The organism is Aminobacter sp. BE322 (assembly GCF_050433525.1).
Classification (GTDB): Bacteria; Pseudomonadota; Alphaproteobacteria; order Rhizobiales; family Rhizobiaceae; genus Aminobacter.
In genome coordinates this window covers 1-24,846 of the sequence record NZ_JBNPXB010000022.1, presented here as the reverse complement: position 1 = coordinate 24,846, position 24,846 = coordinate 1, and the positions used below count along the sequence as shown (strand labels likewise).

General features: G+C 66.3%; 20 protein-coding genes. 10 read left to right on the top strand and 10 right to left on the bottom strand.

Annotated features, from left to right (window positions below):
* Positions 1 to 31: 31 nt before the first annotated feature.
* Positions 32 to 520, bottom strand: a complete 489-nt coding sequence (locus J2X50_RS22100) for a MarR family winged helix-turn-helix transcriptional regulator (RefSeq protein ID WP_429098095.1) — start codon at positions 518 to 520, stop codon at positions 32 to 34.
* An 88-nt stretch (positions 521 to 608) separates the two neighbouring features.
* Between J2X50_RS22100 and J2X50_RS22095 the strand changes: the two genes are divergently transcribed.
* Positions 609 to 1,508 (top strand): EamA family transporter, encoded by a 900-nt coding sequence (locus tag J2X50_RS22095; protein WP_429098093.1) that lies wholly within the window; start codon positions 609 to 611, stop codon positions 1,506 to 1,508.
* Here J2X50_RS22095 and J2X50_RS22090 read toward each other — a convergent pair.
* Positions 1,503 to 1,751: a DUF982 domain-containing protein gene (locus J2X50_RS22090; RefSeq protein WP_429098091.1), complete on the bottom strand. Its 249-nt coding sequence runs from the start codon at positions 1,749 to 1,751 to the stop codon at positions 1,503 to 1,505. The genes J2X50_RS22095 and J2X50_RS22090 overlap by 6 nt on opposite strands.
* A 201-nt stretch (positions 1,752 to 1,952) precedes the next feature.
* On the opposite strand from J2X50_RS22090, the gene J2X50_RS22085 reads away from it, so the two are divergent.
* Genes J2X50_RS22085 through J2X50_RS22075 form a run of 3 tightly spaced genes read left to right on the top strand, consistent with a single transcriptional unit; the run spans position 1,953 to position 7,214 of the window.
* On the top strand, positions 1,953 to 3,059 hold the full coding sequence (locus J2X50_RS22085; protein WP_429098089.1) for an efflux RND transporter periplasmic adaptor subunit: 1,107 nt from the start codon (positions 1,953 to 1,955) through the stop codon (positions 3,057 to 3,059).
* Positions 3,056 to 4,126, top strand: a complete 1,071-nt coding sequence (locus J2X50_RS22080; RefSeq protein WP_429098087.1) for an efflux RND transporter periplasmic adaptor subunit — start codon at positions 3,056 to 3,058, stop codon at positions 4,124 to 4,126. Before J2X50_RS22085 ends, J2X50_RS22080 begins: the two co-directional genes overlap by 4 nt.
* Before the next feature lies 1 nt (position 4,127).
* Complete coding sequence (locus J2X50_RS22075; protein ID WP_429098085.1) at positions 4,128 to 7,214, top strand: efflux RND transporter permease subunit; 3,087 nt, start codon at positions 4,128 to 4,130, stop codon at positions 7,212 to 7,214.
* Positions 7,215 to 7,282: 68 nt separating this feature from the next.
* Here J2X50_RS22075 and pcaD read toward each other — a convergent pair whose 3' ends face one another.
* Positions 7,283 to 8,080, bottom strand: a complete 798-nt coding sequence (pcaD, locus tag J2X50_RS22070) for a 3-oxoadipate enol-lactonase (RefSeq protein WP_429098083.1) — start codon at positions 8,078 to 8,080, stop codon at positions 7,283 to 7,285.
* A 170-nt stretch (positions 8,081 to 8,250) separates the two neighbouring features.
* Between pcaD and J2X50_RS22065 the strand changes: the two genes are divergently transcribed.
* Positions 8,251 to 9,003: an SDR family NAD(P)-dependent oxidoreductase gene (locus tag J2X50_RS22065; RefSeq protein WP_347968482.1), complete on the top strand. Its 753-nt coding sequence runs from the start codon at positions 8,251 to 8,253 to the stop codon at positions 9,001 to 9,003.
* 98 nt (positions 9,004 to 9,101) lie between these two features.
* On the opposite strand, the gene J2X50_RS22060 is transcribed toward J2X50_RS22065, so the two are convergent.
* Entirely contained in the window at positions 9,102 to 10,472 is a 1,371-nt protein-coding gene (locus J2X50_RS22060) for an aspartate aminotransferase family protein (RefSeq protein ID WP_429098080.1), read from the bottom strand.
* Between the two features lie 184 nt (positions 10,473 to 10,656).
* On the opposite strand from J2X50_RS22060, the gene J2X50_RS22055 reads away from it, so the two are divergent.
* From J2X50_RS22055 to J2X50_RS22045, 3 genes are all read left to right on the top strand, one after another.
* Entirely contained in the window at positions 10,657 to 11,337 is a 681-nt protein-coding gene (locus J2X50_RS22055) for a GntR family transcriptional regulator (RefSeq protein ID WP_429098078.1), read from the top strand.
* Position 11,338: 1 nt separating this feature from the next.
* Positions 11,339 to 12,460, top strand: coding sequence for an NAD(P)/FAD-dependent oxidoreductase (locus tag J2X50_RS22050; RefSeq protein WP_429098076.1), 1,122 nt, complete (start codon positions 11,339 to 11,341; stop codon positions 12,458 to 12,460).
* Positions 12,461 to 12,539: 79 nt separating this feature from the next.
* Positions 12,540 to 13,973: an NAD-dependent succinate-semialdehyde dehydrogenase gene (locus J2X50_RS22045; protein WP_429098074.1), complete on the top strand. Its 1,434-nt coding sequence runs from the start codon at positions 12,540 to 12,542 to the stop codon at positions 13,971 to 13,973.
* Between the two features lie 41 nt (positions 13,974 to 14,014).
* On the opposite strand, the gene J2X50_RS22040 is transcribed toward J2X50_RS22045, so the two are convergent.
* On the bottom strand, positions 14,015 to 14,479 hold the full coding sequence (locus tag J2X50_RS22040; RefSeq protein WP_429098072.1) for an Lrp/AsnC family transcriptional regulator: 465 nt from the start codon (positions 14,477 to 14,479) through the stop codon (positions 14,015 to 14,017).
* Positions 14,480 to 14,612: 133 nt separating this feature from the next.
* Here J2X50_RS22040 and alr point away from each other — a divergent pair, with 133 nt between their 5' ends.
* The gene (gene alr / locus J2X50_RS22035; RefSeq protein WP_429098071.1) at positions 14,613 to 15,746 is read left to right on the top strand and encodes an alanine racemase; all 1,134 of its coding nucleotides are present in this window, start codon (positions 14,613 to 14,615) and stop codon (positions 15,744 to 15,746) included.
* Positions 15,747 to 15,761: 15 nt separating this feature from the next.
* A complete protein-coding gene (locus tag J2X50_RS22030) occupies positions 15,762 to 17,015 on the top strand; it encodes a D-amino acid dehydrogenase (RefSeq protein ID WP_429098069.1) in 1,254 nt (417 codons plus the stop codon).
* Between the two features lie 73 nt (positions 17,016 to 17,088).
* On the opposite strand, the gene J2X50_RS22025 is transcribed toward J2X50_RS22030, so the two are convergent.
* The 5 genes from J2X50_RS22025 to J2X50_RS22005 all read right to left on the bottom strand — a co-directional run bounded on the left by J2X50_RS22025 (position 17,089) and on the right by J2X50_RS22005 (position 24,822).
* Positions 17,089 to 18,306 carry an ABC transporter substrate-binding protein gene (locus J2X50_RS22025; protein WP_429098067.1) on the bottom strand — a complete coding sequence of 406 codons (1,218 nt, stop codon included), beginning with the start codon at positions 18,304 to 18,306 and terminating at the stop codon, positions 17,089 to 17,091.
* A gap of 65 nt (positions 18,307 to 18,371) precedes the next feature.
* Positions 18,372 to 19,112: a lytic transglycosylase domain-containing protein gene (locus J2X50_RS22020; RefSeq protein WP_429098065.1), complete on the bottom strand. Its 741-nt coding sequence runs from the start codon at positions 19,110 to 19,112 to the stop codon at positions 18,372 to 18,374.
* Between the two features lie 61 nt (positions 19,113 to 19,173).
* Complete coding sequence (locus tag J2X50_RS22015; protein ID WP_429098063.1) at positions 19,174 to 19,548, bottom strand: hypothetical protein; 375 nt, start codon at positions 19,546 to 19,548, stop codon at positions 19,174 to 19,176.
* A gap of 88 nt (positions 19,549 to 19,636) precedes the next feature.
* Positions 19,637 to 19,999, bottom strand: coding sequence for a hypothetical protein (locus J2X50_RS22010; RefSeq protein ID WP_429098061.1), 363 nt, complete (start codon positions 19,997 to 19,999; stop codon positions 19,637 to 19,639).
* A gap of 32 nt (positions 20,000 to 20,031) precedes the next feature.
* A complete protein-coding gene (locus J2X50_RS22005; protein ID WP_429098059.1) occupies positions 20,032 to 24,822 on the bottom strand; it encodes a beta strand repeat-containing protein in 4,791 nt (1,596 codons plus the stop codon).
* Positions 24,823 to 24,846 lie beyond the last annotated feature (24 nt).

Below are 24,846 nucleotides of genomic sequence, written 5' to 3'. Positions count from 1 at the left end.
GAGCGGCCGCGTTACGCTTCGCCCGCCAGCGTCACACGCTCTCGAAACCAACCAGGAACTTGCTGAGCAGAGCGTTCAGCACGGCACGCTCGTCCGGCGACAGCATCTCGACGACGCGCGTCTGCGTGGCGACATGGTCGGTGACGGCCGCGTCGATGGTGGCGAAGCCCTTGTCGGTCAAGGAGACGATGAAGCTGCGGCGGTCGTCGGGGTTGAGCCGGCGTTCGACCAGACCGGCCTTCTCCAACTGGTCGACGCGGTTGGTCATGGTGCCCGAGGTGATCATCATCGTGGCGGAAAGGTCGCCCGGCGACAGCGCATAGGGCGCGCCGGAGCGGCGCAAGGTCGCCAACACGTCGAAGCTCGCATAGTTCAGGCCGTGGCGCGCAAAGGTCTTTTCCATCTCGCGCCCGAGATGCTGGGCGAGCCGCGAGATGCGGCCGATCAGCCCCATCGGCGCGACGTCGAGGTCGGGCCGTTCGCGGTTCCACTGGGCGAGAATGTCGTCAACCTGGTCCATGGCCAACCTTTCCCGGAAAATTCTCTTGACGTCAAGATAACTCATACTATCTTGAAGTCGAGATATTTGACATGAAGAGAGTTTCGCCATGTCCCGCAACACCGACCTTCTCCTGACCGCCCTCGCCCCCGCCATCTGGGGCAGCACCTATCTGGTGACGACCGAGTTCCTGCCTGCCGGCTATCCGCTGACGGTGGCGCTGCTGCGTGCCCTGCCCGCGGGCCTCCTGCTTCTCCTGCTCGTCCGCCAATTGCCCCAGGGTATCTGGTGGGCGCGCGTGCTGGTGCTCGGCGCGCTCAACTTCTCGATCTTCTGGTGGCTGCTGTTCATCTCGGCCTACAGGCTGCCGGGCGGCGTGGCGGCGACGGTCGGGGCGATCCAGCCGCTGATCGTCATCCTGCTCTCCCGCGCCCTGCTCGGCACGGCCATCAGGCCGCTTTCGATCGTCGCGGCGATTGCCGGCATGGGCGGCGTGGCGTTGCTGATCCTGACGCCGAATGCGGCGCTCGACCCCATCGGCATCGCAGCGGGTCTCGGCGGCGCGGTTTCGATGGCGGCCGGCACCGTGCTCAGCCGCCGCTGGCAGCCGCCGGTTTCGCCACTGACCTTCACGGCCTGGCAGCTCACCGCCGGTGGACTGCTTTTGCTGCCGGTCGCGCTGCTGCAGGAGCCGGCGCTGCCCTCGCTGACGATGGCCAACCTGCTCGGCCTCGCCTGGCTCGGCCTGGTCGGCGCAGCTCTGACCTACATACTGTGGTTCCGCGGCATCTCCAGGCTGGAGCCGTCGGTGGTGTCGCCGCTCGGCTTCCTCAGCCCGATGACGGCCGTCATCCTCGGCTGGTCGATGCTCGGCCAGTCGCTGAGCGCCGCACAGATCCTCGGCATGGCCGTGGTGCTCGGCAGCGTGTGGCTCAGCCAGCGCGCCCAGCGGCAGGCCGTACCGGCCGCAGGACCCGCCCTGCCCGCCGGCGCCTTCAACCGGTCATGAAACCAGGACGCCGATCTCCTCCGCAGCGGCGACGAAGGCCCGCCGCGCGGCTTCGCGCGTGCGGGTGCCGGCAAGGGCCGCCGACACCACCTCGACCGCCTCGCGATAGAGCGGGCCGGCGCGCTTCGTGTGCGGCCAGTCGACCAGCGCCTCATAGGCGCCCTTGACTGTGGTGACCTCGCGCCGGGTGCTTTCCGGCCCGATCCGGATCGTGACGGAATGGTCGAACAGCATGCGGTCCATGGCAGCCTCCAGGATGAACGCGACCCACAACGCGCGGAAATCGCTCAGGTTCCCAGCCCGAGCCGAACGAGCCGCGGCAGTCCCCGCGCGGCGCTCCGATGCTGGTCCCGCCTCGCCGGCCAGACAAGAATGGCGGTACTTTGTTGCCGAGCGCCCATTGCCAGCGTAGCGTGGAGCAAGGCGATTTTGGGGGACACGGCCATGGCTCAGGCACATCCGACCAAGCGTGGCGCAGACGCCACAGTCGCACGCCCCCTTCGCATATTGGCGCTCGGCCTGCTGTTGCCGGTCGCCGCCTGCCAGCCGGAGGCAGAAGCGCCGCGCCAGCCCGTCATGGTCAGCGCCGTCGAAGTGCAGGTCTCGGACTATGCGCCAACGGCGACGCTGACGGGCGTGATCGCGGCACGCACCCTGAACAAGCTGTCGTTCCAGGTTGGCGGCCGGGTCGGCGAACGCACGGCCGATGTCGGCCAGCGTGTCGAAACGGGACAGGTGCTGGCGCGGATCGACCCGCAGGAGCAGCAGTCGGACGTGCGCGCGGCGCAGGCCAGCCTGGACGCGGCCGACGCCCAGTTCCGGCAGGCGTCGGCGGCCTTCGAGCGGCAGAAGACGCTTCTGGCCCAGGGATTCACGACCAGGCGCGAATACGACCTCGCCGAGCAATCGATGCGGGTGGCCCAGGGTGGCGTCGACCAGGCAAGAAGCCAGCTCGACAACGCCAGGGACCGGCTGACCTATACCGAGCTCAAGGCGAGTGCTTACGGGGTGGTGACGGCGCGCATGGTCGAGGTCGGCCAGGTGGTGCAGGCGGCACAGACCGCGTTCACCATCGCCGAGGACGGCGACCGCGACGCCGTGTTCAACGTCGACGAGGCGATGATCGCCCGCACGCCGGTCGCACCGGTGGTGAAGATCGCCCTCGTCTCCGACCCCGGCATCGAGGCCACCGGCGAGGTGCGCGAAGTGTCGCCGGCGGTCGATCCGGCCTCCGGTTCGATCCGCGTCAAGGTCGCGGTGCCGGACACGCCAGCCGGCATGCCGCTCGGCGCCGCGGTCACCGGCACGATCACCGCCAAGGCGCGGAAGGCGATCGTCCTGCCGTGGCAGTCACTGATGTCGGACGGCGGCAGGCCGGCGGTGTGGACGCTCGACCCGGCCAGCCGGGCGGTGACGCTGGTCCCGGTGGAAGTGGCGGCCTTCGCCTCCGGCATAGCCGTGGTGACGAAGGGTCTGGAACCCGGCCAGCAGGTGGTCGCCCGGGGCGGGCAGCTGCTCAGCCCGGGCCAGGTGGTGGAGGTGGCGCCATGAGGGTCCTTGCGACCTGTATCGGGCTGGCAGGCGCACTGGCTCTGGCAGCCTGCAGCGAGAGCCCGCGGGAGCCGGCCGAGGAGATCGTCCGGCCGGTGCTGTCGCAGCTGGCCGAACCGCACGCCCACGGCGCGCAAGGCTTCGTCGGGACGATCCAGCCGGAATTCTCGGCGGAACTCGCCTTCCGCGTGCTCGGACAGCTGGTGGCGCGCGACGTGGGCGTGGGCGACACGGTGAAGAAAGGCACGACGCTTGCCGCCATCGATCCCTTGTCGCTCGAGCTGGCAGCGCAATCGGCGCGCGCCGACCTCTCCTCCGCCGAAGCGCAATTCGCCAACGCCTCGGCCAGCGAGGAGCGCCAACGGACCCTGCTCTCCGAAGCCAACACCTCGCAGGCGGTCTACGATTCGGCCAAGCAGGCGCTCGATTCCGCCGCAGCCAATGTCGAACGGGCGCGGGCGGCGTTGGCCAAGGCGCAGGAGCAGCTCGGCTATGCCCGGCTGTTCTCCGACTTCGACGGCGTGGTGACCGCCATCGGCGCGGAAGTCGGCCAGACGGTATCGCCGGGGCAGATGGTGGTGACCGTGGCGCGGTCGGACAAGCGCGAGGCCGTGGTGGACATTCCCGACCAGATGGCGGCGGCGCTGAAGCAGGGCGAAGCCTTCGAGGTGTCGCTGCAATCGGTGCCGTCGCTGCGTACGGCCGCACGGATCCGCGAGATCGCGCCGCAGGCGGATGCCTCGACCCGTACGCGGCGCGTCCGGCTGGCGCTCGACGCTCCCCCGACCGCCTTCCATCTCGGATCGACGGTGACGGCGACGATGCTGGCGAAGGCCGACGAGAGCATCGACCTGCCGCTGTCGGCGCTGCTCGAAAGGGACGGCAAGAGCTACGTCTGGGTCGTCGACCCGGCGGCATCGACTGTCAGCCTGCTGGCGGTCGAGGTGCTGGCGAGAGATGGCGGCAAATTCACCGCCGGCGGGATTTCGGAGGGGACGCGGGTGGTGACGGCGGGCGTCAGCAGCCTGACCGACGGCCAGAAGGTGCGGATACCGGAAGGGGCGTGACGTGAAGGATTTCAATCTCTCCGACTGGGCACTAGGTCACCGTTCGCTGGTCTGGTACTTCATGCTGATCTTCATGGTCGCCGGCGTGTTCGCCTATCTCAACCTCGGCCGCGAGGAAGACCCGAGCTTCACCATCAAGACCATGCTGATCCAGGCCAACTGGCCCGGCGCATCGGTCGACGAGACCACCAGGCAGGTGACCGACCGGATCGAGAAGAAGCTCGAGGAACTCGAAAGCCTGGACTTCTCGCGCAGCGTCACGACCGCCGGCCAGACCATCATCTTCGTCAACCTCAAGCCGACGACCAAGGCGCGCGACGTGGAGCCCACCTGGGTGCAGGTGCGCAACATGATCAACGACCTCAGGCCCTACTTCCCGGAAGGCGTGCAGGGGCCGTTCTTCAACGACCGGTTCGGCGACGTGTTCGGCAACATCTATGGCTTCACCGCCGACGGGCTGACGATGCGCCAGCTGCGCGACTACGTCGAGATGGTGCGCAGCCGCGTGCTGACCATTCCCAACGCCGGCAAGGTCGAGCTGATCGGCGCCCAGGACGAGGTCATCTATCTCGAATTCTCCACCCGGCAGATCGCGGCCCTCGGGCTCGACCAGCACGCCATCGTGGCCAGCCTGCAGGCGCAGAACGCGATTTCGCCGTCCGGCGTGATCCAGGCGGGCGAGGAGCGCATCGCGGTGCGCGTCGGCGGCCAATTCACCTCGGAGGAGAGCCTGAGGTCGATCAACCTCAAGGTCAACGACCGCTTCTTCCGCCTGAGCGACGTGGCAACCATCAGCCGCGGCTATGCCGATCCGCCGACGGCGCTGTTCCGGGTCAACGGCCAGCCCGCGATCGGGCTGGCCATCGGCATGAAGCCCAACGCCAACCTGCTGGAGTTCGGGGCGGCACTCGAACGGCTGATGGAACGGGTGACGGCGGAACTGCCGATCGGCGTCGGCGTGAACCTGGTCGCCGACCAGCCGCTGATCGTCGAGGAGGCGGTGTCCGGCTTCACCCGGGCGCTGTTCGAGGCGGTGGCGATCGTGCTCGCCGTCTCCTTCATCAGCCTCGGCCTGCGCGCCGGACTGGTCGTGGCGCTGTCGATCCCGCTGGTCCTGGCGATCACCTTCCTGGTCATGGCCTATCTCGGCATCTCGCTGCAGCGCGTGTCGCTGGGCGCCCTGATCATCGCGCTGGGGCTTCTGGTCGACGACGCGATGATCGCGGTCGAGATGATGGTGGCCAGGCTAGAGATCGGCGATTCGCTCAGGAAGGCGGCGACCTACGTCTATACGTCGACGGCATTTCCCATGCTGACGGGGACGCTGGTGACGGTCGCCGGCTTCATCCCGATCGGCCTCAACACCAGTCTGGCGGGCGAATACACCTACACGCTGTTCGTCGTCATTGCGGTGTCGCTGCTGTTGTCGTGGATCGTGGCGGTGCTGTTCGCGCCGCTTTTGGGCGTGACGCTGCTGCCGGCGACGATGAAGAAGCATGACGCAAGGCCGAGCCGGTTCTCGGCGGCCTTCTCGCGCACCCTGAACCTGGCGGTGCGGCGGTACTGGATCACCATCCTGGCGACGGTCGCGCTGTTCGCCCTGTCGGTGGCCGGCCTCGGGCTCGTCCAGCAGCAGTTCTTCCCGCCGTCGGACCGATCGGAACTGATCGTCGACTGGAACCTGCCGCAGAACAGCTCGATCGCCGAGACCCGCGCCCAGATCGAACGTTTCGAGGAGGTCGCGCTCAATGGCAATGCGGACGTCGACCACTGGAGCTCCTATGTCGGCCAGGGGGCGGTGCGTTTCGTGCTGGCGTTCGACGTGCAGCCGGCCAGCCCCTATTTCGGCCAGACCATCATCGTGACCAAGGACATCGAGGCCCGGCACCGGGTGCAGGCGGCGATCGAGAAGATCCTGCGCGAGCAGTTCGTCGGCACCGATGCCTTCGTCAAGACGCTGGAACTCGGACCGCCGGTGGGGCGGCCGGTGCAATATCGCATCAGCGGTCCCGACATCGAGACCGTGCGCGGCCTGTCGCAGCAGCTGGCGAGCGTCATTTCCGCCAATCCCAGGCTGCAGGCCGCGAGCTTCGACTGGAACGAGCCGTCGCGCGTGCTCAAGGTCGACGTGCTGCAGGACAAGGCGCGCCAGCTCGGCATCACCTCGCAGGACATAGCCAGCGCCATGAACAGCGTGGTGGGCGGCGTGACCATCACCCAGGTACGCGACGCGACCTATCTGATCAATGTCGTGGTGCGGGCGGGCGAAGGCGAACGCGGCTCGATCGAGACCCTGCGCAACCTGCAGATCCCGACCGGCAACGGCGAGGCGATCCCGCTCGCGACCGTCGCCGACTTCCGCTACGAGCTCGAGCAGCCGACGATCTGGCGGCGCAGCCGACTGCCCACCATCACGGTCAAGGCGGGCGTGGTGGGCAAGGCGCTGCCCGACACGGTGGTGGCCGAACTCAAGCCGGCGATCGACAAGTTCTCGGCCGAACTGCCGGCGGGCTACGCCGTCGCGGCCGGCGGCACGGTGGAGGAAAGCGCCAACAGCCAGGGGCCGATCATCGCCGTGGTGCCGCTGATGCTGTTCATCATGGCGACGATACTGATGATCCAGCTGCAGAGCTTCCAGCGGCTGTTCCTGGTCGTGGCGGTGGCGCCGCTGGGGCTGATCGGCGTGGTGGCGGCCCTGGTGCCGAGCGGCGCGCCGCTCGGCTTCGTGGCGCTGCTCGGCGTATTGGCGCTGATCGGCATCCTGATCCGCAATTCGGTGATCCTGATCGTGCAGATCGAGGACCTGATCAAGGAAGGCGTCCATCCCTGGAATGCGGTGATCGAGGCGACGGAACACCGCATGCGCCCGATCGCGCTGACCGCGGCGGCTGCCAGCCTGGCGCTGATCCCCATCGCGCGCGAGGTGTTCTGGGGGCCGATGGCCTATGCGATGATGGGCGGCATCATCGCCGGCACGGCGATCACGCTGCTGTTCTTGCCGGCGCTCTATGTCGCCTGGTTCAGGATCAAGGCACCGGGCAAAGGCGAGGGTCTTGCGGTGGCCGCGATGGAGCCGCCGGCCGCATAGATGCGGCTGCCCGGAGCTTCTCCCGTCGGTGCCTGGCCGGGCTTGCGGTGAGCCCATTCGCGATCAGGTCATTCCAGCGGGAGCCGAGCCTCGAAGCGCTTGATGAGGGCTGTGAGCTCGTCGGGCTTTTCGACGCAAGGGATGTGGCCGGCGCCGTCGATGATCTTGAAGCGCGAACCGGGAATGAGATCGGCCATCGAGCGCACCAATGCCGGCGGGGTCGAGCCGTCCTGGTCGCCGACGACGCAGAGCGTCGGCACGGCGATCGCCTTGGCGGCCTCGGTAAGGTCGGCGTCGCGCAGGGCGGCACATGTGCCGGTATAGCCGGCAAGCGGCTGGCGCGACAGCATGTTGCGGTAGCCGACGAGGTCGGCCTTGCGCTGCTCGTGGAACGCGGGCGTGAACCACAGCTTCAGCACGCCATCGGCGATCGAGGCGATGCCGTCCTTTTCGACGGCGGCGATGCGGGTGTTCCAGGATTCGTTGGTGCCGATCTTGTGGGCGGTGTCGCACAGCACCAGCGCTCGAACGAGATCGGGCCGTGTCGCATAGAGCCCCTGCGCGATCAGCCCACCGACCGAGAGGCCGACGATTATGGCGTTCCTGACATTGAGATGGTCGAGCAGGCCGGCAAGATCGCCGACATGGTCGTCCATCGAATAGGGTGACGAGCCGACGTCGGAGAGGCCGTGGCCGCGCTTGTCGTAGGTGACGATGGGATAATCGCCGGCAAGGCGGACGATGACGTCGCGCCAGATGCGGAAATCGGTGCCCAGCGAATTGGCGAAAACCAGCACCGGCTTGTTCGCCGGTCCGCCAATCAGCTGGTGGTGCAGCGTGATGCCGCCGATGTCGGTGAATTGCACTCGATTTCTCCTCGCGATGATGCCTTGGGGCCCTGGAAGTCTTCCACGAGCATAGTGCGGTCAACCGCGCCGCGGCAACCGAGCGCGGCTGAACGCCGCCATTCACCGCGCCCCCTCGCAATGGCGAGATGCATCCGCTACATACGCTGTAAGCTTGAAATGAGGATGCAATGGCCGAGAAGACCGACGGGCGAAAGACGATCGTTTTGACCGGAGCCAGCCGCGGCATCGGCCATGCGACAGTCAAACGCTTCTCCCGCGAAGGCTGGCGCGTCATCACCTGCTCGCGCCAGGCGTTTTCCGACGACTGCCCGTGGCCGGCCGGCCCGGAAGACCACATCCAGGTCGACCTCGCCGACCAGGGCGACGTCGGCAGTGCCGTTTCGGAAATCCGCCAGCGGCTGGAAAAAGAAGGCGGGATGCTGCACGCGCTGGTCAACAATGCCGGCATCTCGCCCAAGATGCAGGGCGGCGCACGCATGAACTCGATCGACACGCCGATGCATGTCTGGCGCGACGTGTTCCAGGTCAATTTCCTGGCGCCGATCATGCTGGCGCGCGGCCTGTTCAAGGAACTGGCGGCGGCCAAGGGCTCGGTGGTCAACGTGACGTCCATCGCCGGCACCCGCGTCCACCCCTTCGCCGGCTCGGCCTATGCCACGTCGAAGGCGGCGCTCGGCGCGCTGACGCGCGAAATGGCCGCCGACTTCGGCCCGCACGGCATCCGCGTCAACGCCATTGCGCCGGGCGAGATCGACACGGCGATCCTGTCGCCGGGCACCGACAAGATCGTCGAGCAGATTCCGATGCGGCGTCTGGGCGCCACCTCCGAGGTGGCCGACATCATCTATTTCCTGTGCTCCGGCCAGGCCTCCTACGTCACCGGCGCCGAAATCCACATCAACGGCGGCCAGCACGTGTGAGGCTTTTCCTTCTCCCCTTGCGGGAGAAGGATGGGTGAGCCCAAAACGAAAAAGCCCGCCATCCGGCGGGCTTTCTCTTATCGAGTGGTGACCGGCGATCAGCCCTTGACCTGCTTCGCCGCCTCGTCGAGCGACTTCTCGACGATGTCGAAAAGCTCGTCGACCTGCTTCTCGGTGATGATCAGTGGCGGGCAGAAGGCGAGCGCGTCGCCCATGTTGCGGGAGATGACGCCGTTCTGCTGGAGGATGCCGTTGACCAGGCCGCCGAGCGCGCCGACCGCATTCCACGGCGCCTTGGTGGCCTTGTCGGCGACGAGTTCCATGGCGCCGATGAGGGCGATGCCGCGCACCTCGCCGACGAGGTCGTGCGAGGCGAGCCTGGCCAGGCGCTTCTGCATGTGGGCGCCGACCTCGCGGGCGTTGGCGACGAGATTGCGCTCCTCGATGATGGCGATGTTCTCGAGCGCCACCGCCGCCGCCACCGGATGGCCGCCGGCGGTGAAGCCGTGGCCGAAGGTGCCGATGCGGTTGCTCTCGTCGGCCAGCGGCTCGAACACCTTGTCGTTGATCAGCATCGCCGAGATCGGCAGGTAGGACGACGAGATCTGCTTGGACATGACCATGATGTCGGGCTTCATGGCGTAGGTCTCGGTGCCGAACATCTTGCCGGTGCGGCCGAAGCCGCAGATGACCTCGTCGGCGACCAGCAGGATGTCGTATTTCCTGAGTACCGCCTGGATCTTTTCCCAGTAGCCGGCCGGCGGCACGACGACGCCGCCCGCTCCCATGACCGGCTCGCCGAAGAAGGCGGCGATGGTCTCGGGCCCCTCGGCCAGGATCAGCTTTTCGAGATCGTCGGCGAGGCGGGTCGAGAACTGCTCCTCGGTCTCGCCCGGCTGTGCCTCGCGCCAATGATGCGGCGACGACGTGTGCAGCACGTTGGCGATCGGCAGGTCGAAGGAGAGGTGGTTGTTGGGCAGGCCCGTCAGGCTGGCCGAAGCGATGGTGACGCCGTGATAGGCGCGCTTGCGCGAGATGATCTTCTTGCGCTGGGGCTGGCCGAGCGCGTTGGAGCGGAACCAGATCATCTTCATGGCCGTGTCGTTGGCCTCGGATCCGGAGTTGGTGAAGAACGCCTTGCTCATCGGCACCGGCGCCATGGTGACCAGCTTCTCGGCGAGGTCGACCAGCGGCGAGTGACCCTTGTGGGTGAAGTTGTGATAGAAGGGCAGCTTGGCCATCTGCCTGGTCGCGGCATCGACGAGGCGCTTCTCGGAGAAGCCGACGCCGACGCTCCACAGGCCCGACATCGCCTCGATGTAGCGCTTGCCGGCGATGTCCTCGACATAGATGCCATCGCCCTTGTCGATGATCAGCGGCCCGACCTCCTGGTGGCGGCGGGCGTTGGTGTAGGCGTGCATGTGGAATTTCTTGTCGCGCGCCTCGGGCGAGTTCGGCTGGCTGTCCATGGTCGTTCCTCGGTTGGGTGTCGCCCGGCGGGCGACGATGCGGTCGTTTGTGCGGTCGCCACACCGGCAATCGCTTGCAAAATCCGCAAATTGTTGTTTGATGCATCATGTTTTTCACGTGGACCAATGTCAAGGGCCAGCGGCGCTGCGGCGGCTGGCCAGTAGCAGCTTTCGAGCGCGGGCGATGAACGAGACCTTCGGCTTCCAGGCGGTCGAACACGACAATCTCGGTGGGGTGGTCTACGGCCAGCTGTCGGATGCGCTGACCAAGGGGCGCTTCGCCCCCGGCGCGCGGCTGACCATCCGCGACCTCGCGCAATCGCTGGGCACCAGCGTGACGCCGGTGCGCGACGCAATCCTGAGGCTGATCCAGGACCAGGCGCTGGTGCAGAAATCGGCGCGCGAGGTGCGCGTGCCGGTGATGACGCTGGAGCGCTATCTCGAGATCCGCCAGATCCGGGTGAAGCTCGAGGGGCTTGCCGCCCGCGAGGCGGCGCTGAAGGCGGAGGCCGGGGACATGGCCAGGCTGCGCGAGCTGATCGAGCGGAACGAGCAGGCCATCGCGATCCAGGACTGGAGCGGGGCGCTGGAACTCAACCAGACCTTCCATTTTGCGCTGGCCGAGATCGCCGACATGTCCGTGCTGCGCGGCATCCTCGGCCGGCTGTGGCTGCAGATGGGACCGCTGATCGCCGCCTCCTACGAGCATGGCGGCCGCGCGATGATCGACCACCACCACGAACTGCTGGCGGCGATCGAGGCGCGCGACGCCGACGGCGCCGAGCGCGCCATCATCGACGACATCATGGGCGCAAGCTCGGTCATCATCGACCGGTTGGCTGCCCTCAAGCCGGGCGCAGACTGAGATGGAGACCGTCGACTGCATCGTTGCCGGCGCCGGCGTCATCGGCCTTGCGGTCGCCCGCGAACTCGCCCGCCGCGGCATGGAGACGATCATCGTCGAGGCGGCCGACGCCATCGGCACGGAGACCAGCTCGCGCAATTCCGAGGTGATCCACGCCGGCATCTATTATCCTGAAGGCAGCCTGAAGGCGGAACTGTGCGTCGCCGGGCGCCAAAAGCTCTATGCCTATGCCGCCGAGCGCGGCATTCCGCACAAGCGCTGCGGCAAGCTGATCGTGGCGACCCTGCCGGAGCAGCGGGAGACCCTGGCCGACATCATCGCCAAGGCAAAAGCCAACGGCGTCGACGACCTGGTGATGCTGGGCGCGGCAGAGGCGATGGCGATGGAGCCGTCGCTCACCTGCACGGCCGCCGTCCATTCGCCCTCGACCGGCATCATCGACAGCCATGCGCTGATGCTTTCGCTGCTCGGCGAAGCGGAAGACGGCGGTGCCTTCCTCAGCCTCAACACCGAGATCGTGTCGGGGCGGATCGACGGCGGCAGCTTCGTGCTGCAGACGAAGGATACTTCGAGCGGCGCAGGCTTCGAGGTCGCCGCCCGGCATTTCGTCAATGCCGCCGGCCTCGGCGCCAACCGGCTCGCCGCATCGCTCGAAGGGCTCGACCCGACATTCGTGCCGCCGCTGCGCTATGCCCGCGGCAACTATTTCTCGGTCACCGGCAAGCCTGCCTTCTCGCGGCTGATCTATCCCGTGCCGGAGCCGGGCGGGCTCGGCGTGCACCTGACGCTCGACCTCAATGGCGGCATGCGCTTCGGCCCCGATGTCGAGTGGATCGAGGAGAAGGACTACACGGTCGATCCTCGCCGCGCCGACCATTTCTACGGCGAAATCCGCAAATATTGGCCCGGCCTCGCCGACGGCGGGCTGAGCCCGACCTACAGCGGCATCCGTCCAAAACTCTCGGGACCGGGCGAGCCGGCAGCCGACTTCGTCATCCAGGGCCCAGAGGCCCACGGTGTTTCCGGCCTGGTCAACCTGTTCGGCATAGAGAGCCCTGGGCTGACCTCGTCGCTGGCCATCGCCGAGCTTGTGGTCCAAAAGATTAGTCCAACCTATATCTAGCGCATCCGCGCCAAATCGCGTTCTAGGCCGGCATGATGCAGGCCACGCCCGCCATTCCATTACCCAGCAAGGACCGACCATGTATCCTGATGTAAACCTGTTCATCGACGGCAAGTGGACCGCCGCCGAAGGCGGCAAGACCATCGACGTCTACAACCCCGCCGCCAACGAGGTGATCGGCAAGGTCGCCTCGGCCGGCAAGGGCGACCTCGACCGCGCGCTGGCCGCCGCCGACCGCGGCTTCAAGATCTGGCGCAAGGTCTCGGCCTACGAGCGCAGCAAGGTCCTCCGCCGCGCCGCCGACCTGATGCGCGAACGCGCCGACATGATCGCCGAGGTGCTGTCGGTCGAGCAGGGCAAGCCCGTCGGCGAAGCGAAGATCGAAGTGCTGTCGTCGGCCGACCTTTTCGACTGGTTCGCCGAGGAAGGCCGCCGCACCTATGGCCGCATCGTGCCGGCGCGGGCATCGGGAATCACCCAACTCGTCATCAAGGAGCCGGTCGGCCCCGTCGCCGCGTTCACGCCGTGGAACTTCCCGGTGTCGCAGGCCGTGCGCAAGATCGGCGCGGCCCTTGCCACCGGCTGCTCCATCATCGTCAAGCCGCCGGAAGAGACCCCGGGCTCGCCGGCCTTCCTCGGCGACATCTTCAAGGATGCCGGCCTGCCCGACGGCGTGCTGAACCTCGTCTATGGCAACCCGCCCGAGATCTCCGGCTATCTCGTGCCGCATCCCGTCATCCGCAAGGTGTCGTTCACCGGCTCGGTGCCCGTCGGCAAGCATCTCGCGGCCCTTGCCGGCCAGCACATGAAGCGCGCCACCATGGAGCTCGGCGGCCATGCGCCGGCGATGGTGTTCGACGACGCCGACATCGACCACGCGGCCGCGACGCTCGCCGGTTCGAAGTTCCGCAATGCCGGCCAGGTCTGCGTGTCGCCGACGCGCTTCCTGATCCAGGAAGGCGCTTACGACCGCTTCCTCGGCAAGTTCGTCGAGAACGCCAAGGCGGTGAAGGTCGGCGACGGCATGGCCGAGGGCACCCGCATGGGCCCGCTGGTCAACGAGCGCCGCCTCGAAGCCGTGGAGAAGCTGATCAACGAGGCCGTCAGCGATGGTGCAAAGATCGAGACCGGCGGCAAGCGCATCGGCAACAAGGGCTCCTATTTCGAGCCGACCGTGCTGACCGGCCTGCGCCCCGACATGCGCATCATGAACGAGGAGCCGTTCGGCCCCGTCGCCCTGGTGCTGCCGTTCAAGAGCTTCGACGACGTGGTGGCGGAAGCCAACCGCCTGCCCTACGGGCTTGCGGCGTATGCCTTCGCCAAGTCGAGCAAGACGATCACCGATCTCAGCTCCGAGATCGAGACCGGCATGCTGACGATCAACCATCTCGGCCTCGCCTTGCCCGAAGTGCCGTTCGGCGGCATCAAGGACAGCGGCTACGGCTCGGAAGGCGGCACGGAAGCGCTCGAAGCCTATCTGATCACCAAGTTCGTGACCCAGGCCGGCGCCTGACATGAATCGGCCGGTGTCGTCCGCGACGCCGGCCATCAGCTCTACGATGCCTTCGGCCGCTTGGACTGCAGCACGTTGCGGATCGAAAAGCTCGAATGGATGCGGGCGAGCCCAGGCAGGGCCGACAGGATCTCCTTGTGCACGCGCTCGAAATCGGCGGCGCTCTCGACCTCGACGCGCAGGAAATAATCGGCGTCGCCGGTCATCAGGTAGCACTCCTTGATCTCGGGATGGCGTCGCACCGCGAGTTCGAAGCGGTTGAAATAGTCCTCGGTCTGCCGCTCCAGGGTGATCTGGATCATCACGGCGATGCCCTCCTCGGCGGCACCACTGCCGATGATGGCGGTGTAGCCGCGGATCACGCCATCCTGTTCCAGCAACTGCACCCGCCGCAGGCAGGCGGACGGCGACAGCCCCACCTCCTCGGCCAGCCTGGCGTTGCTGATGCGCGCATTGGCCCGCAGAGCGCGGATGATGCCGCGATCGATGGCATCAAGCGAGGGCATTGCAGTTCCTTTCAAAATCCCGATGAAAATTCGACGATATGCGTTCAGTTCGCATAAAGCGCACAAGATTGGCAAGATTTTCGACAATCGTTGCGGTATTCTCCGAGGCATAGGCGAGGACAGTTCCCGGAAAATGCACATGAGCGCGCAAAGCGAGATCGAAAGCCGTGCGGCCTGCGGGGTGCTGACGATCGACCTCGGGGCGCTGGTGGCGAATTACGAGCAGCTCTGCCGGCGAACGGCACCGGCCAAGGCGGCGGCGGTGGTCAAGGCGGATGCCTACGGGCTCGGCGTCGCCCATGTCGCGCCCGTGCTCTACGACGCCGGCTGCCGCGACTTCTTCGTCGCCCATTTCATCGAGGCGCTGCGACTCAAGCCCTACCTGCGCAGCGACGCGCGCATCCTGGTGCTCAACGGGCTGTTGCCTGGCAGCGAGGGCGATTGCGCCGACATCGGCATCGTGCCGGTGCTGAACTCGCTGGAACAGGTGGCCAACTGGTCGGCAACCGCCCGCGCACGCAACACGACTTTGCCGGCCGCGCTGCAGGTCGATACCGGCATGTCACGGCTCGGGCTGGAGCCCGACGAGGTCGATGCGCTGCTCGCCGAGCCGGCCAGGCTCGCCGGCATCCATATCGACATCGTCATGAGCCACCTCGCCTGCGGCGATGAGCCGGCGCATGCCGCCAACGCCCGCCAACTCGGCCGCATGAGGGCCGTGCGCGAGCGCTTTGCCGACGCCAAGCTGTCATTTGCAAATTCCGCCGGCATCTTCCTCGGCGATGACTTTCGCGGCGACCTCGCCCGCCCCGGCATCGCGCTCTATGGCGGCGCGCCGCTGGCAGGTCACGACAACCCGATGCGTCCGGTGGTGCGACTCGATGTGCGCGTGGTGCAGACCCGCACCGTGCCAGCCGGCGCCGAGATCGGCTATGGTGCCAGCTTCGTCGCCGGATCCGAAATGCGGCTCGCCACCATCGCCGCCGGCTATGCCGACGGCCTGCCGCGCCACCTCAGCAACTCCGGTGCCGCCTTTCTCGGCGGCGTGCGCCTGCCGATCGTCGGCCGCGTCTCGATGGACAGCATCATCCTCGACGTCACCGCGCTCGAACCCGGCACGCTGAAACTCGGCAGCCTGGTCGAGCTGATCGGCCCGCACCAGCCGCTGGAGGCGATCGCGGCGGATGCCGGCACCATTTCCTACGAAATCCTGACCAGCCTGGGCCGGCGCTACGACCGCCGCTACCTCGGCCCGGCAGGGCACTGATCCACAGGGGCAACCATGCGCATAGTCATCCTCGGCGCCGGCGTCATCGGCGTCACCTCCGCCTACTATCTGGCCAAGGCCGGCCACCAGGTCACCGTTCTCGACCGTCAGGCGGGACCGGCGCTCGAGACCAGCTTCGCCAACGCCGGCGAAATCTCGCCCGGCTATGCCTCGCCCTGGGCCGCCCCCGGCATTCCGCAGAAGGCGATCAAGTGGGTGTTCATGAAGCATGCGCCGCTGATCATCCAGCCGATGCTCGACGCCTCGACCTGGCGCTGGGTGACGGCCATGCTGCGCAACTGCACCTCGGCCCGATACGCGCTCAACAAGAGCCGCATGGTGCGCCTTGCCGAATACAGCCGCGACCGCCTGATTGCGCTCCGCGACGACACCGGCATCGAGTACGACCACCGCACGCAAGGCACGCTGCAGTTGTTCCGCTACCAGAAGCAGCTCGACGGCATGGCCAAGGACATCGAGGTGCTGCAGAGCGATGGCGTGCCCTATGAGGTGCTCGACGCGAGCGGCTGCATCACCGCCGAGCCGGGCCTGGCACCCGTGCGGGAGAAGATCGCCGGCGGCCTGCGCCTGCCCAACGACGAGACCGGCGACTGCTTCAAGTTCACCAACGAGCTGGCCAGGCTCGCAGAAGGCCTGGGCGTAGAGTTCCGCTACAACGTGAAGCTGGAAAGCCTGCGCCAGGAAGGTAAGCGCATCATTGCCGTGCGCACGTCTGAAGGCGAGGTCGAGGCCGACGTGTTCGTCGGCGCGCTCGGCAGCTTCACGCCGGCCTTCGTCAAGCCGCTCGGCCTCAAGGTGCCGGTCTATCCGGTCAAGGGCTACTCGATCACCGTGCCGATCGTCGACGAGAGCAAGGCGCCGGTTTCGACCATCATGGACGACACCTACAAGATCGCCATCACCCGCCTGGGCGACCGCATCCGCGTCGGCGGCATGGCCGAGATCGCCGGCTTCAACACCGATCTTTCGCCGTCGCGCAAGGCGACGCTGCAGTTCTCGGTGGAGGACCTGTTCGGAGGGGCAGCCGACCAGAGCCGCGCCAGCTTCTGGAGCGGGCTCAGGCCCATGACGCCGGACGGCACGCCGGTGATCGGCCGCACGAAGTTCGACAATTTCTACCTCAATACCGGCCACGGCACGCTGGGCTGGACCATGGCCTGCGGCTCGGGCAGCGTGCTGGCCGACATGATCAGCGGCACCCGCCCCGATATCGACGTGGCCGACCTTTCGCTGTCGCGCTACGCCTGAAACCACACTGCAGCACATGACGGCGCCGGTGCCCCGCTTCGGCACCTTCGACGCCGCATTCAAAGCCGGCTAACTAAAAACCTGAGGTCGACTTCTCGACCAGCTTGAGCTTGCCCTTGTCGACGCGGAAGAACGGCATGGCGCGCTCGCCCGCGCCATCCTCGCGGAAGCGGAAGACGCCGGTCGAGCCGCGGAAACCGGTCGGGTTCTCGATCACCTTCTTGGTGAAGCCCTTGGGGCCGAGCGCGCTGGCAATGCCGGCTGCGAGCGCCACCGTGTCGTAGCCATAGGCGACGTTGACGTCGGGCTCGTAATTGTAGGTCTTGCGGAAGCGCTCGGCGATCGGTCCGATCTCGGCGCTGTCGAGGGTGGCGATGTAGGCGCCCTGCAGCGTCGGGTCGTCGATGCCATGCTCGAGCCAGCGGTTCGAGCCGACGAGGCTGACGTCCTTGCCGAGCATGCCCCTTGCACGCAGGGCCGCCACCAGCGGCGCCGGGTTGGAACTGCCGCCGGCGACGACGATCGCCTGCGGATCGCTGACCAGTGCCTGCATGTCGGCCACGGCCTTTTCCGAACCGCCGGTCGCCGGCCCGAACGGCAGCGCCACGGCAAGCGAGGCGCCATAGATGGAAAGGCTGTTGGCGACACGTTTTTCGATCGCCTTGCCGGCCTCGCCCTCGGCCATGAACAGCACGAACTTGCGCGCACCCTTGGCGGCGATGGCCGCGGCACCGGCCGCGGCACTGTCGGCCTCGTTGAGGCGCACGGAATAGACGCCCGGCGCGCCGGCATAATTGTCGGCGAGCGCCAGCACCAGCGGCCGGTTGCTGCCCGAGACGGAGCCGAGCTGCCGCACCGCGCCCGGCTCAGACGGACCGATCACCAGCTTGGCGCCCGAGGCGAGCGCTCCCGTCGTCAGCGTCCTGGCGCGGGCATCGTCGCCGCCGGTATCCTCGACATTGAGGGTGATGAGATCGTTACCCAGGTCGGCCATCGCCAGTGCCGCCGCATCGCGGATCTTGCGGCCGCTGTCGCCGGCGGCACCACCGGCCGACAGCGGAAGGATCATCGCCACCTTGACCGGGCCCTTGCCGAGGCTCTCGGAAGCCTTGGCCGGCCCGGAAGCAGCCGGCGCCGACGGGGCAGCCGGCACGGCCGTGGCGTCGCCGGCAACCGCGCCGAGCGTGCCCGCGCCTTCGCTCCCCGACTGGCAGGCGGCGAGACCGATCGGCAAGGCCAGGATCGCGGCCAGCAGGGACCCCGGAAAGCGCCGGACAGGTTGCGTCATCATTCCCCCTCACTCATCGGTTCGGTGTCACTGTCGCGACGACTGCGGCACAAGAACGGCACGGCGCGCTAGCCGCCGAACAATTTCGCGCGCAGGCTGCGGATATGAAGCGCCTGGGCAGCGGGCCGGTATTCGGCGCAGCGCATGTAGCGCGGCCCCGGCATGAAGTTGCGGCGCACGCACACCCCCTTGGGCGCCGCCGAACCGGCGGTGCCCACCGGCCCCAGACCGGCCACCGCGGCAAAGCCGAAGGTGGCTTCGGGCACCGTGCCTGTTACGGCATAACCGTCGCGCTTGAGGATCTCGCGCGCCCGCTGGCAATAGCGGACGGACAGGGCCGAGAACCGCGTTTCCGCATGGCCGGCGCGGTATTTCATGACGGTGGTGCAGAGATCGCCTTCCGCCAGCCGGAAGGCGTCGGCGAGGTAACGCACGCCGAGCGCTATGTTGGTGCGCGGCTCGGCGAGTTGCTCGTCGGTGCCGCGAAAGCCCATGAGCCGTGCGGTGGCCGGCATCACCTGCATCAGCCCGACCTCGCCGTCGCCGCCGCGGGCCTCCGGATCGTAGAAGCTCTCGATCTCCATCACCGTCAGCGCCAGTTCGGCCGGGAGTTGCTTCATGCGCGCCTCGCAGGCGGCAAGGACGCGAAACGCGTCCTTGCCCGATTCCGCGCCGAGCGGACGGCACTCCACATGTGCCGGGGGCGAGCCGTCCGCTCCGGGCCGGACCAGTTCGGGAGCGGCGGCGGATGCGGCAGCCGCCGAGGCCGAGAGCCAGGCCAGAACCGCCGGAATGGAGCGAAGTGCCATCGCTCGAGGCCGCGCCGGAACCTGCCGCCTGGGGCGCGTCAAAGCCGCGCCCGCCGCGCGGCTAGTTCTGGTATTCCACCATGCGATCGTAGAAACACTCGCACTTGTTGAGGTAGTCCTCGTCGCGGTAGCTGGTCTTGAGATAGCCATAGGCCTTGCCGCAGGCGACCTTGGCTTCCGAGGCCCAGACGAAGACCGGACGCGAGGAATCGACCCACTCCGAGCTGTTGGCCGCCGCCACCGCCTCGTCCATCATGCGCACGACCTCGGTCTTGAGCTGGCCCATGTCTTCGGTGAGCGCCAGGTTGGACGGGCCGGCGACGCGGCAATAATTGGTCACCGGCGTGCCGATGGGGTCTGCGGCCATGGCCGGACCGACAAAGGCAAACACGACGAGGCCGGCGAGCGCCGACCGCTTCTTCCAGTTGAAAGCCATCTTTTCTTCCCTCTCCTGTCCGGCATCGGCTCGATGCCGCCCGTCACCCGTTGAATTTCCAGCCCGGCAAGCCGGGCGCGTGCACTTTTCAGACGGCCCCGTGCCCCGAGGAGCCGTCGTCTTCGAACAAAATGGCAAAAGGCAAGGAAGCCGCCACGCCCTCGCCGCCCGTCTCGACGACGGCAGGCGCGCTGTCGACCGGAGGCTCGTGCCCACCCGGCTCCGGCCCCAGGAGATGCGGGATGAGATCCGCCATCTCGATGACATCGCCGAACAGCGAATCGCCGAGGATCTCGCCCAGCGCAGCGGGATCGATCACCGGCACGGGAGATGGCGCGAGGATGGGGAGGGCCGGAATGTCCGGCTCTCCCTGCCATGCCTCGAATTCGACGACAGGAACATGCGGCAGAGTGCCTGCCTCGACATTGCCTGCTTCCTTGTCGTCGGTCATCGGGTCCTCAATCAATCCGTACTCGTACAGTCTTAAACATCGTTCGAGTGCTTCGTACCCGGAGTCTCCTCGAAAAGCACCTTCACCATGTCGCCGACATTGCTGTTGTAGCTGAAATTCTGCAGCACGGCGACCTGCTGGAACGAGTCGCCGTTGCCGGTGGTGTCGACGCTGACGATCGAATCGGCTCCGCTCTGCTCAATCTTGACATAGCCCTCGGCCTCCAGGTCAGTGCTGGCTGAGAGCCCAGTCAACAAGGCACTGAGATCGATCTGATCGCCCTGGTTGGGATTGAAATCAGTGATGATGTCGTCGATCGAGCCATTCATCGCATCAGCACTGATGACGAAGGTGTCTCCGCCCAGGCCGCCGGTCATCGTGTCGGAGCCCGATCCGCCGACAAGCGTATCGTTGCCGGCGCCGCCTATCAGAATGTCATTCCCGCCGAGACCGTAAAGCTGATCGTCTCCGCCCAGGCCGGTGAGAATGTTGCTGCCGCTGTCGCCGGTGAGGCTATCCGCGGAGTTGGACCCCGTCAGATTCTCGAAGCCGGTCAGCTTGTCGCCGCTTGCGTCACCCGCCGATGTCTGCGCGATACCGACAAGTTGCAGATCGACAGTCACGCCCGCCGCCGAATGCTGATAGCTGGCGGTGTCACCGATCGGATCGTCGCCCCACCCCGTGCCACCATTCAGCGTATCGGCCCCTCCGCCACCCTCGATGACGTTGGCAACCGAATTCTGGCCCGTCAGCGAGTCGGCGAAGTTCGAACCGATCAGGTTCTCGATGCCATTGAGCGCATCGCCTTGCGCGTGCCCGCCACTCTCGAATCCGGTAGACAGGTTCACAGTCACAATGGCATTCGACCCCGAATAATCCACCGTATCGATGCCACTGTCACCATTGAAGGTTTCAACAGCGGCAGTTCCGGTAAACCAATCGTTGCCGCTATCGCCATTGAAGGTCGTGGTGGTGTTACCAGCCAGGAGGACGTCGATCTTCTGGCTGTCGCTTGAGGTTGAACCAGCGATCACGTCGCCATCGGCGTCGGTGTAGGTGACGCCGAACGAGACGGTCGTATCGCCCGGAATCAGAGGCTTGGTGTAGGAGACGTTCTGAATGCGAACGCCGGGCTGACCCGTGCCGGAAATGACGTCGATGCGGACAACAACCCAGTTGAACGTTCCGGCCGGATCAATCTTTATCGTCTGATCCGACGTAAGGGTAACGCTTCCCGTCTCCTGCGGATTGTTTGAGGACGTGGGGGCCGAGGCAGTGGAGTAGGCTGCCCAGGAAATTTTGACTTCGCCGGCGTTCGACGTCAAATCTGCAAGGAAGGACAGGCTGTCTACGCCGGTGTTGCCGAACATGAACCCCTTGTTGTCGGGAACATCACTGGCATTGCCAAGTCCGAACCCGCCTCCTGAGATCTTCAACGCATCGCTATTGCTACCGGTCCCGCTATTTGGGTTGATGAAATGATCCTTGATTTCCCCAGTATTGCCCGAGAAAAAAAGGCCGTCAAAGAAGGAGCCATCCGGCAGCGTTACGGTTTGAACAGGCGAGCCTGGGTCAAAATTTCCGAGCACGTTATCCACTTGAACAACCGGCCGCGGCGTCACCAGATCGAAGACATAGTTCCCATCCGGATACCAGGTCATGGTGAAGAAAGTCGCGGTGCCTGTGGCCGTACTGGCAGTTGCCACAATCTGCATTCCCCCGTCGGCCGTCGCCGTCGGCTGACTGTAGGTCACGCCGGGCAGGGACGTCAGCGGGTTTAGCGCAATCGACCCCGGACCATCGGCGCCGAAGGAGCCGTTGATCGTGCCCTCGACCTGGCCAGCAATGTTGCCGATCGCACCGTCGGTGGCTCCGAAATATCTCGGAGCGTCGTCGTCGACGGTGATCGCCAGTGTGCCGTCGGCCACGTCGCCGCTGAGGTCTTTCACCGTGAAGCCGAAGTTGAAGTTGATGTCATCCTCGGCATTGAGGCCGGAATGATCCAGCGGCGCATACAGATTGAAGGCGTAGGCGCCGGTCATGGCGTTGGTCACCACAAGCGTGAACACGGTCGCCGTGCCCGCGGTCGCGGTCAGCACATTCGTCACCGGATTCCAGGCATAGGTCAGCGGGACACCTCCCGACTTGAGCCCCGCCGGTATGCCCGAAGAGGTCGAGAAGGTGATGGCGCCGCTCGAGGCCGGACCGTCCTGGCCGAAACTGTAGACAAGGTTGCCGGTTAGAGATTTCGCCGACCCGGCCGCGTCGCCCGAGGCATAGCTGTCACCGAGATTACCGCCGAACAGGCCTTCTTCATCCACAATGCCGCTCGTCATACCGGCCGTGGGCGTGCCGTTGATATCCTGAACGGTGATGTTCAGCGCCGCCGAACTGCCGTCGCCGTCGCCGTCGCCCAGCGTGTAGGTGAAACTCTCGTGTTTATCACCGCCAATAACCGGATTCGGAGCAGTGTAACCCCAGTCGCCGGCTTTGTTGGCGCCATTGTCAGCAAAGTTGAAGACGAGTACGCCGCCCGCCGAAGTCTCGACCGTGATCTGAGTCCCGGTGTTGGAGACCACGTGGGACGTATCGGGGGCCAAGATCGTGCCGTCAGCAGGATTGTACGTGTAGGTGACGCCGTCGATGACGATGGACCTGATGTAGCCGCCATCGGCGCCGAACGCGCTGCCCGCCGCGCCGTCATTGGTAAGAACATTACCCTCGACATTGCTTGGGAGCGTGCCCTGCAGCGTCTCACTGAGCTGCGTCGCGTCGGTGATAGTGATCGGCGGGAAGGTTGGATTGCCGTTCGCCCAAGCGACGGGCTCGAGCGCACCCGTACTTACGCCCGATCCGATGCCGACCGCATAGACAGCTTTGATCGCATCATTGGTCGCGGCGTTGTTGTCCGGATTGACCAGGAAGCTCTCCCACACCGCCTGCTCGCCCGAATCAAGCCCGGCTGAAGCCGGATCCGGATTGCCGTCGGATAGGAAGTAGACATTGGTGAGGTCGGCCGCCGTGGGGCCCGAGCCCCAGTTGGCGCGAACGGCGTCAGTGGCCACTTCGTAGTTGGTGCCGCCACCGGCAAACAAGCCGTTGATGAAGCCCTCGACATCGGCCTTGTCGGTGCTCCAGTTGGCCCATATGGGACTGTTGACCGCAACACCATCGTAGAACTCCACGACCATCACCTGATTGATGGTGACGTCGCCCGAGTTGAGCAGGTTCAGCGCCGCCGCCTTGGCGAGATCCAGGCGGGACTGGGTGCCAGGGGTGTCGGGATCTCCGTCCCACGCCATGCTGCCGGAAGTGTCGATGACCAGCACGACGTTCATGCTGGGCTTGGCGCCTTCGACGACGGTGGCCGCATCGTTGTTGGCGTCAGGCGTGTCGTCGTCGATCTTGACCGTCAGCGTCGAAGTCGTCGTGTCGCCGTCGCCGTCCTTCGCCGTATAGGTGAACTTGAGGCTGAGATCGTCCTCATAGGCGGTCAGCGTGCTGCCTCCGACATCGTCAGTGAGCGGATGCGACAGCGGCGCATTGGCCGTGAAGGTGTATTCTCCGTTCTTGTCGACGGTCAGGGTGAAGGCAGGCGAACCCGCAGGGAAGCTGGTGCTGGTGCCCGTGAGCGTGCCGCCACCCAGACCATCCGGCGCCCAGCTCGTGGTGATGGGCTCGAGCGTCGGCAGCTTGGTGACCGGATCGACGACGATCGCCTGCAGCGGCACGCTTGCGCCGTTCTCGCCGGTGGCGGTCACGTTCGCGTCGAAGCTGATGGAGGCCAATCCGTCCGCGCCCGCCACGATGTTCAAATTGCCGGTCGCCGTGGCCGCCGCCTCGGGCGCATCGATGTCGCCTGGCGCATCGTTGGGCGCAATGCCGAACGGATGAGCCTCGTCGTCGAGGATAGGCGAGGCAATGGTCGGCTGAGCCGTCGGTACGTCGTCGACCACCGTCACATTGACCGTGCCGGGGATGACCTCGCCGTCGGTGTCGGTGGCGTTCACCACAAGTCCCGTCACCGTCACGGAACCGGCATTCGGCGCGTTCTCATGCGGGAAGTTGTCCGAAAGCACCGCCGTCACCGTCGGGCTGATCGTCGCCCCGGCCGCACCCGTCACCTGCCCCGAAAGCGTCAGCGTGATCACCGTCGACCCGCCGATCTGGCCGAGCAGCGTCCGCCCCGAAGCGTCGCCCGCGTCGAGAACCCAGCTGATCGAAGCCGCATTGTCCAGGCCGCCGATCGTCGGCGCCTGACCCGCCGCAAAGCTCAGCGAGATCGCATCCGAACCCGCCGTGAACGAAAGCCCCGTGTCGCTGTCGCTCTCGTCGTTGCCCGAAGGCGTCGAGCCCGTCCCGTTCAGGTCCGATTCCTCGACCACGAGATTCGCAGAACCAGACGCCTCCGCATCCGCCCCGTCCGTCACCGTGATCGTGAAGCTGTCGCTGTCGGGATCGCCGTCGCCGTCCGTCACCGCAACCGTGAAGCTCACTGCCGGCACCGGCGTCGAGTCCAGATTGGTGTTGGCCACAAAACTCCACGTGCCGCCGGCATTCACCGTCAGCGTGCCTTCCGCAAGGGTGAACACCGCCGCGGCCCCGCCGGGCAACGTCACCGTCTGCGCAGCCTGGCCCGCAACCGTCACCGTGATCGAGCCGACGTCGTCGGCGCCCTCGGTCAAGGTCCAGTCGCCGTTCAGCGTCGCACCTTCCGCAACCGTGCTCGGGCCATCGACAATGTCGACATCAGGTACGTCGTCGACCACCGTCACATTGACCGTGCCGGGGATGACCTCGCCGTCGGTGTCGGTGGCGTTCACCACAAGTCCCGTCACCGTCACGGA

Excerpts from the sequence above, each read along its gene's own strand:
- J2X50_RS22100 (WP_429098095.1), bottom strand. The coding sequence starts at position 520 with ATGGACCAGGTTGACGACATTCTCGCCCAGTGGAACCGCGAACGGCCC.
- J2X50_RS22095 (WP_429098093.1), top strand. The coding sequence starts at position 609 with ATGTCCCGCAACACCGACCTTCTCCTGACCGCCCTCGCCCCCGCCATC.
- J2X50_RS22090 (WP_429098091.1), bottom strand. The coding sequence starts at position 1,751 with ATGGACCGCATGCTGTTCGACCATTCCGTCACGATCCGGATCGGGCCG.
- J2X50_RS22085 (WP_429098089.1), top strand. The coding sequence starts at position 1,953 with ATGGCTCAGGCACATCCGACCAAGCGTGGCGCAGACGCCACAGTCGCA.
- J2X50_RS22080 (WP_429098087.1), top strand. The coding sequence starts at position 3,056 with ATGAGGGTCCTTGCGACCTGTATCGGGCTGGCAGGCGCACTGGCTCTG.
- J2X50_RS22065 (WP_347968482.1), top strand. The coding sequence starts at position 8,251 with ATGGCCGAGAAGACCGACGGGCGAAAGACGATCGTTTTGACCGGAGCC.
- J2X50_RS22060 (WP_429098080.1), bottom strand. The coding sequence starts at position 10,472 with ATGGACAGCCAGCCGAACTCGCCCGAGGCGCGCGACAAGAAATTCCAC.
- J2X50_RS22055 (WP_429098078.1), top strand. The coding sequence starts at position 10,657 with ATGAACGAGACCTTCGGCTTCCAGGCGGTCGAACACGACAATCTCGGT.
- J2X50_RS22050 (WP_429098076.1), top strand. The coding sequence starts at position 11,339 with ATGGAGACCGTCGACTGCATCGTTGCCGGCGCCGGCGTCATCGGCCTT.
- J2X50_RS22045 (WP_429098074.1), top strand. The coding sequence starts at position 12,540 with ATGTATCCTGATGTAAACCTGTTCATCGACGGCAAGTGGACCGCCGCC.
- J2X50_RS22040 (WP_429098072.1), bottom strand. The coding sequence starts at position 14,479 with ATGCCCTCGCTTGATGCCATCGATCGCGGCATCATCCGCGCTCTGCGG.
- alr (WP_429098071.1), top strand. The coding sequence starts at position 14,613 with ATGCACATGAGCGCGCAAAGCGAGATCGAAAGCCGTGCGGCCTGCGGG.
- J2X50_RS22030 (WP_429098069.1), top strand. The coding sequence starts at position 15,762 with ATGCGCATAGTCATCCTCGGCGCCGGCGTCATCGGCGTCACCTCCGCC.
- J2X50_RS22025 (WP_429098067.1), bottom strand. The coding sequence starts at position 18,306 with ATGATGACGCAACCTGTCCGGCGCTTTCCGGGGTCCCTGCTGGCCGCG.
- J2X50_RS22020 (WP_429098065.1), bottom strand. The coding sequence starts at position 19,112 with ATGGCACTTCGCTCCATTCCGGCGGTTCTGGCCTGGCTCTCGGCCTCG.
- J2X50_RS22015 (WP_429098063.1), bottom strand. The coding sequence starts at position 19,548 with ATGGCTTTCAACTGGAAGAAGCGGTCGGCGCTCGCCGGCCTCGTCGTG.
- J2X50_RS22010 (WP_429098061.1), bottom strand. The coding sequence starts at position 19,999 with ATGACCGACGACAAGGAAGCAGGCAATGTCGAGGCAGGCACTCTGCCG.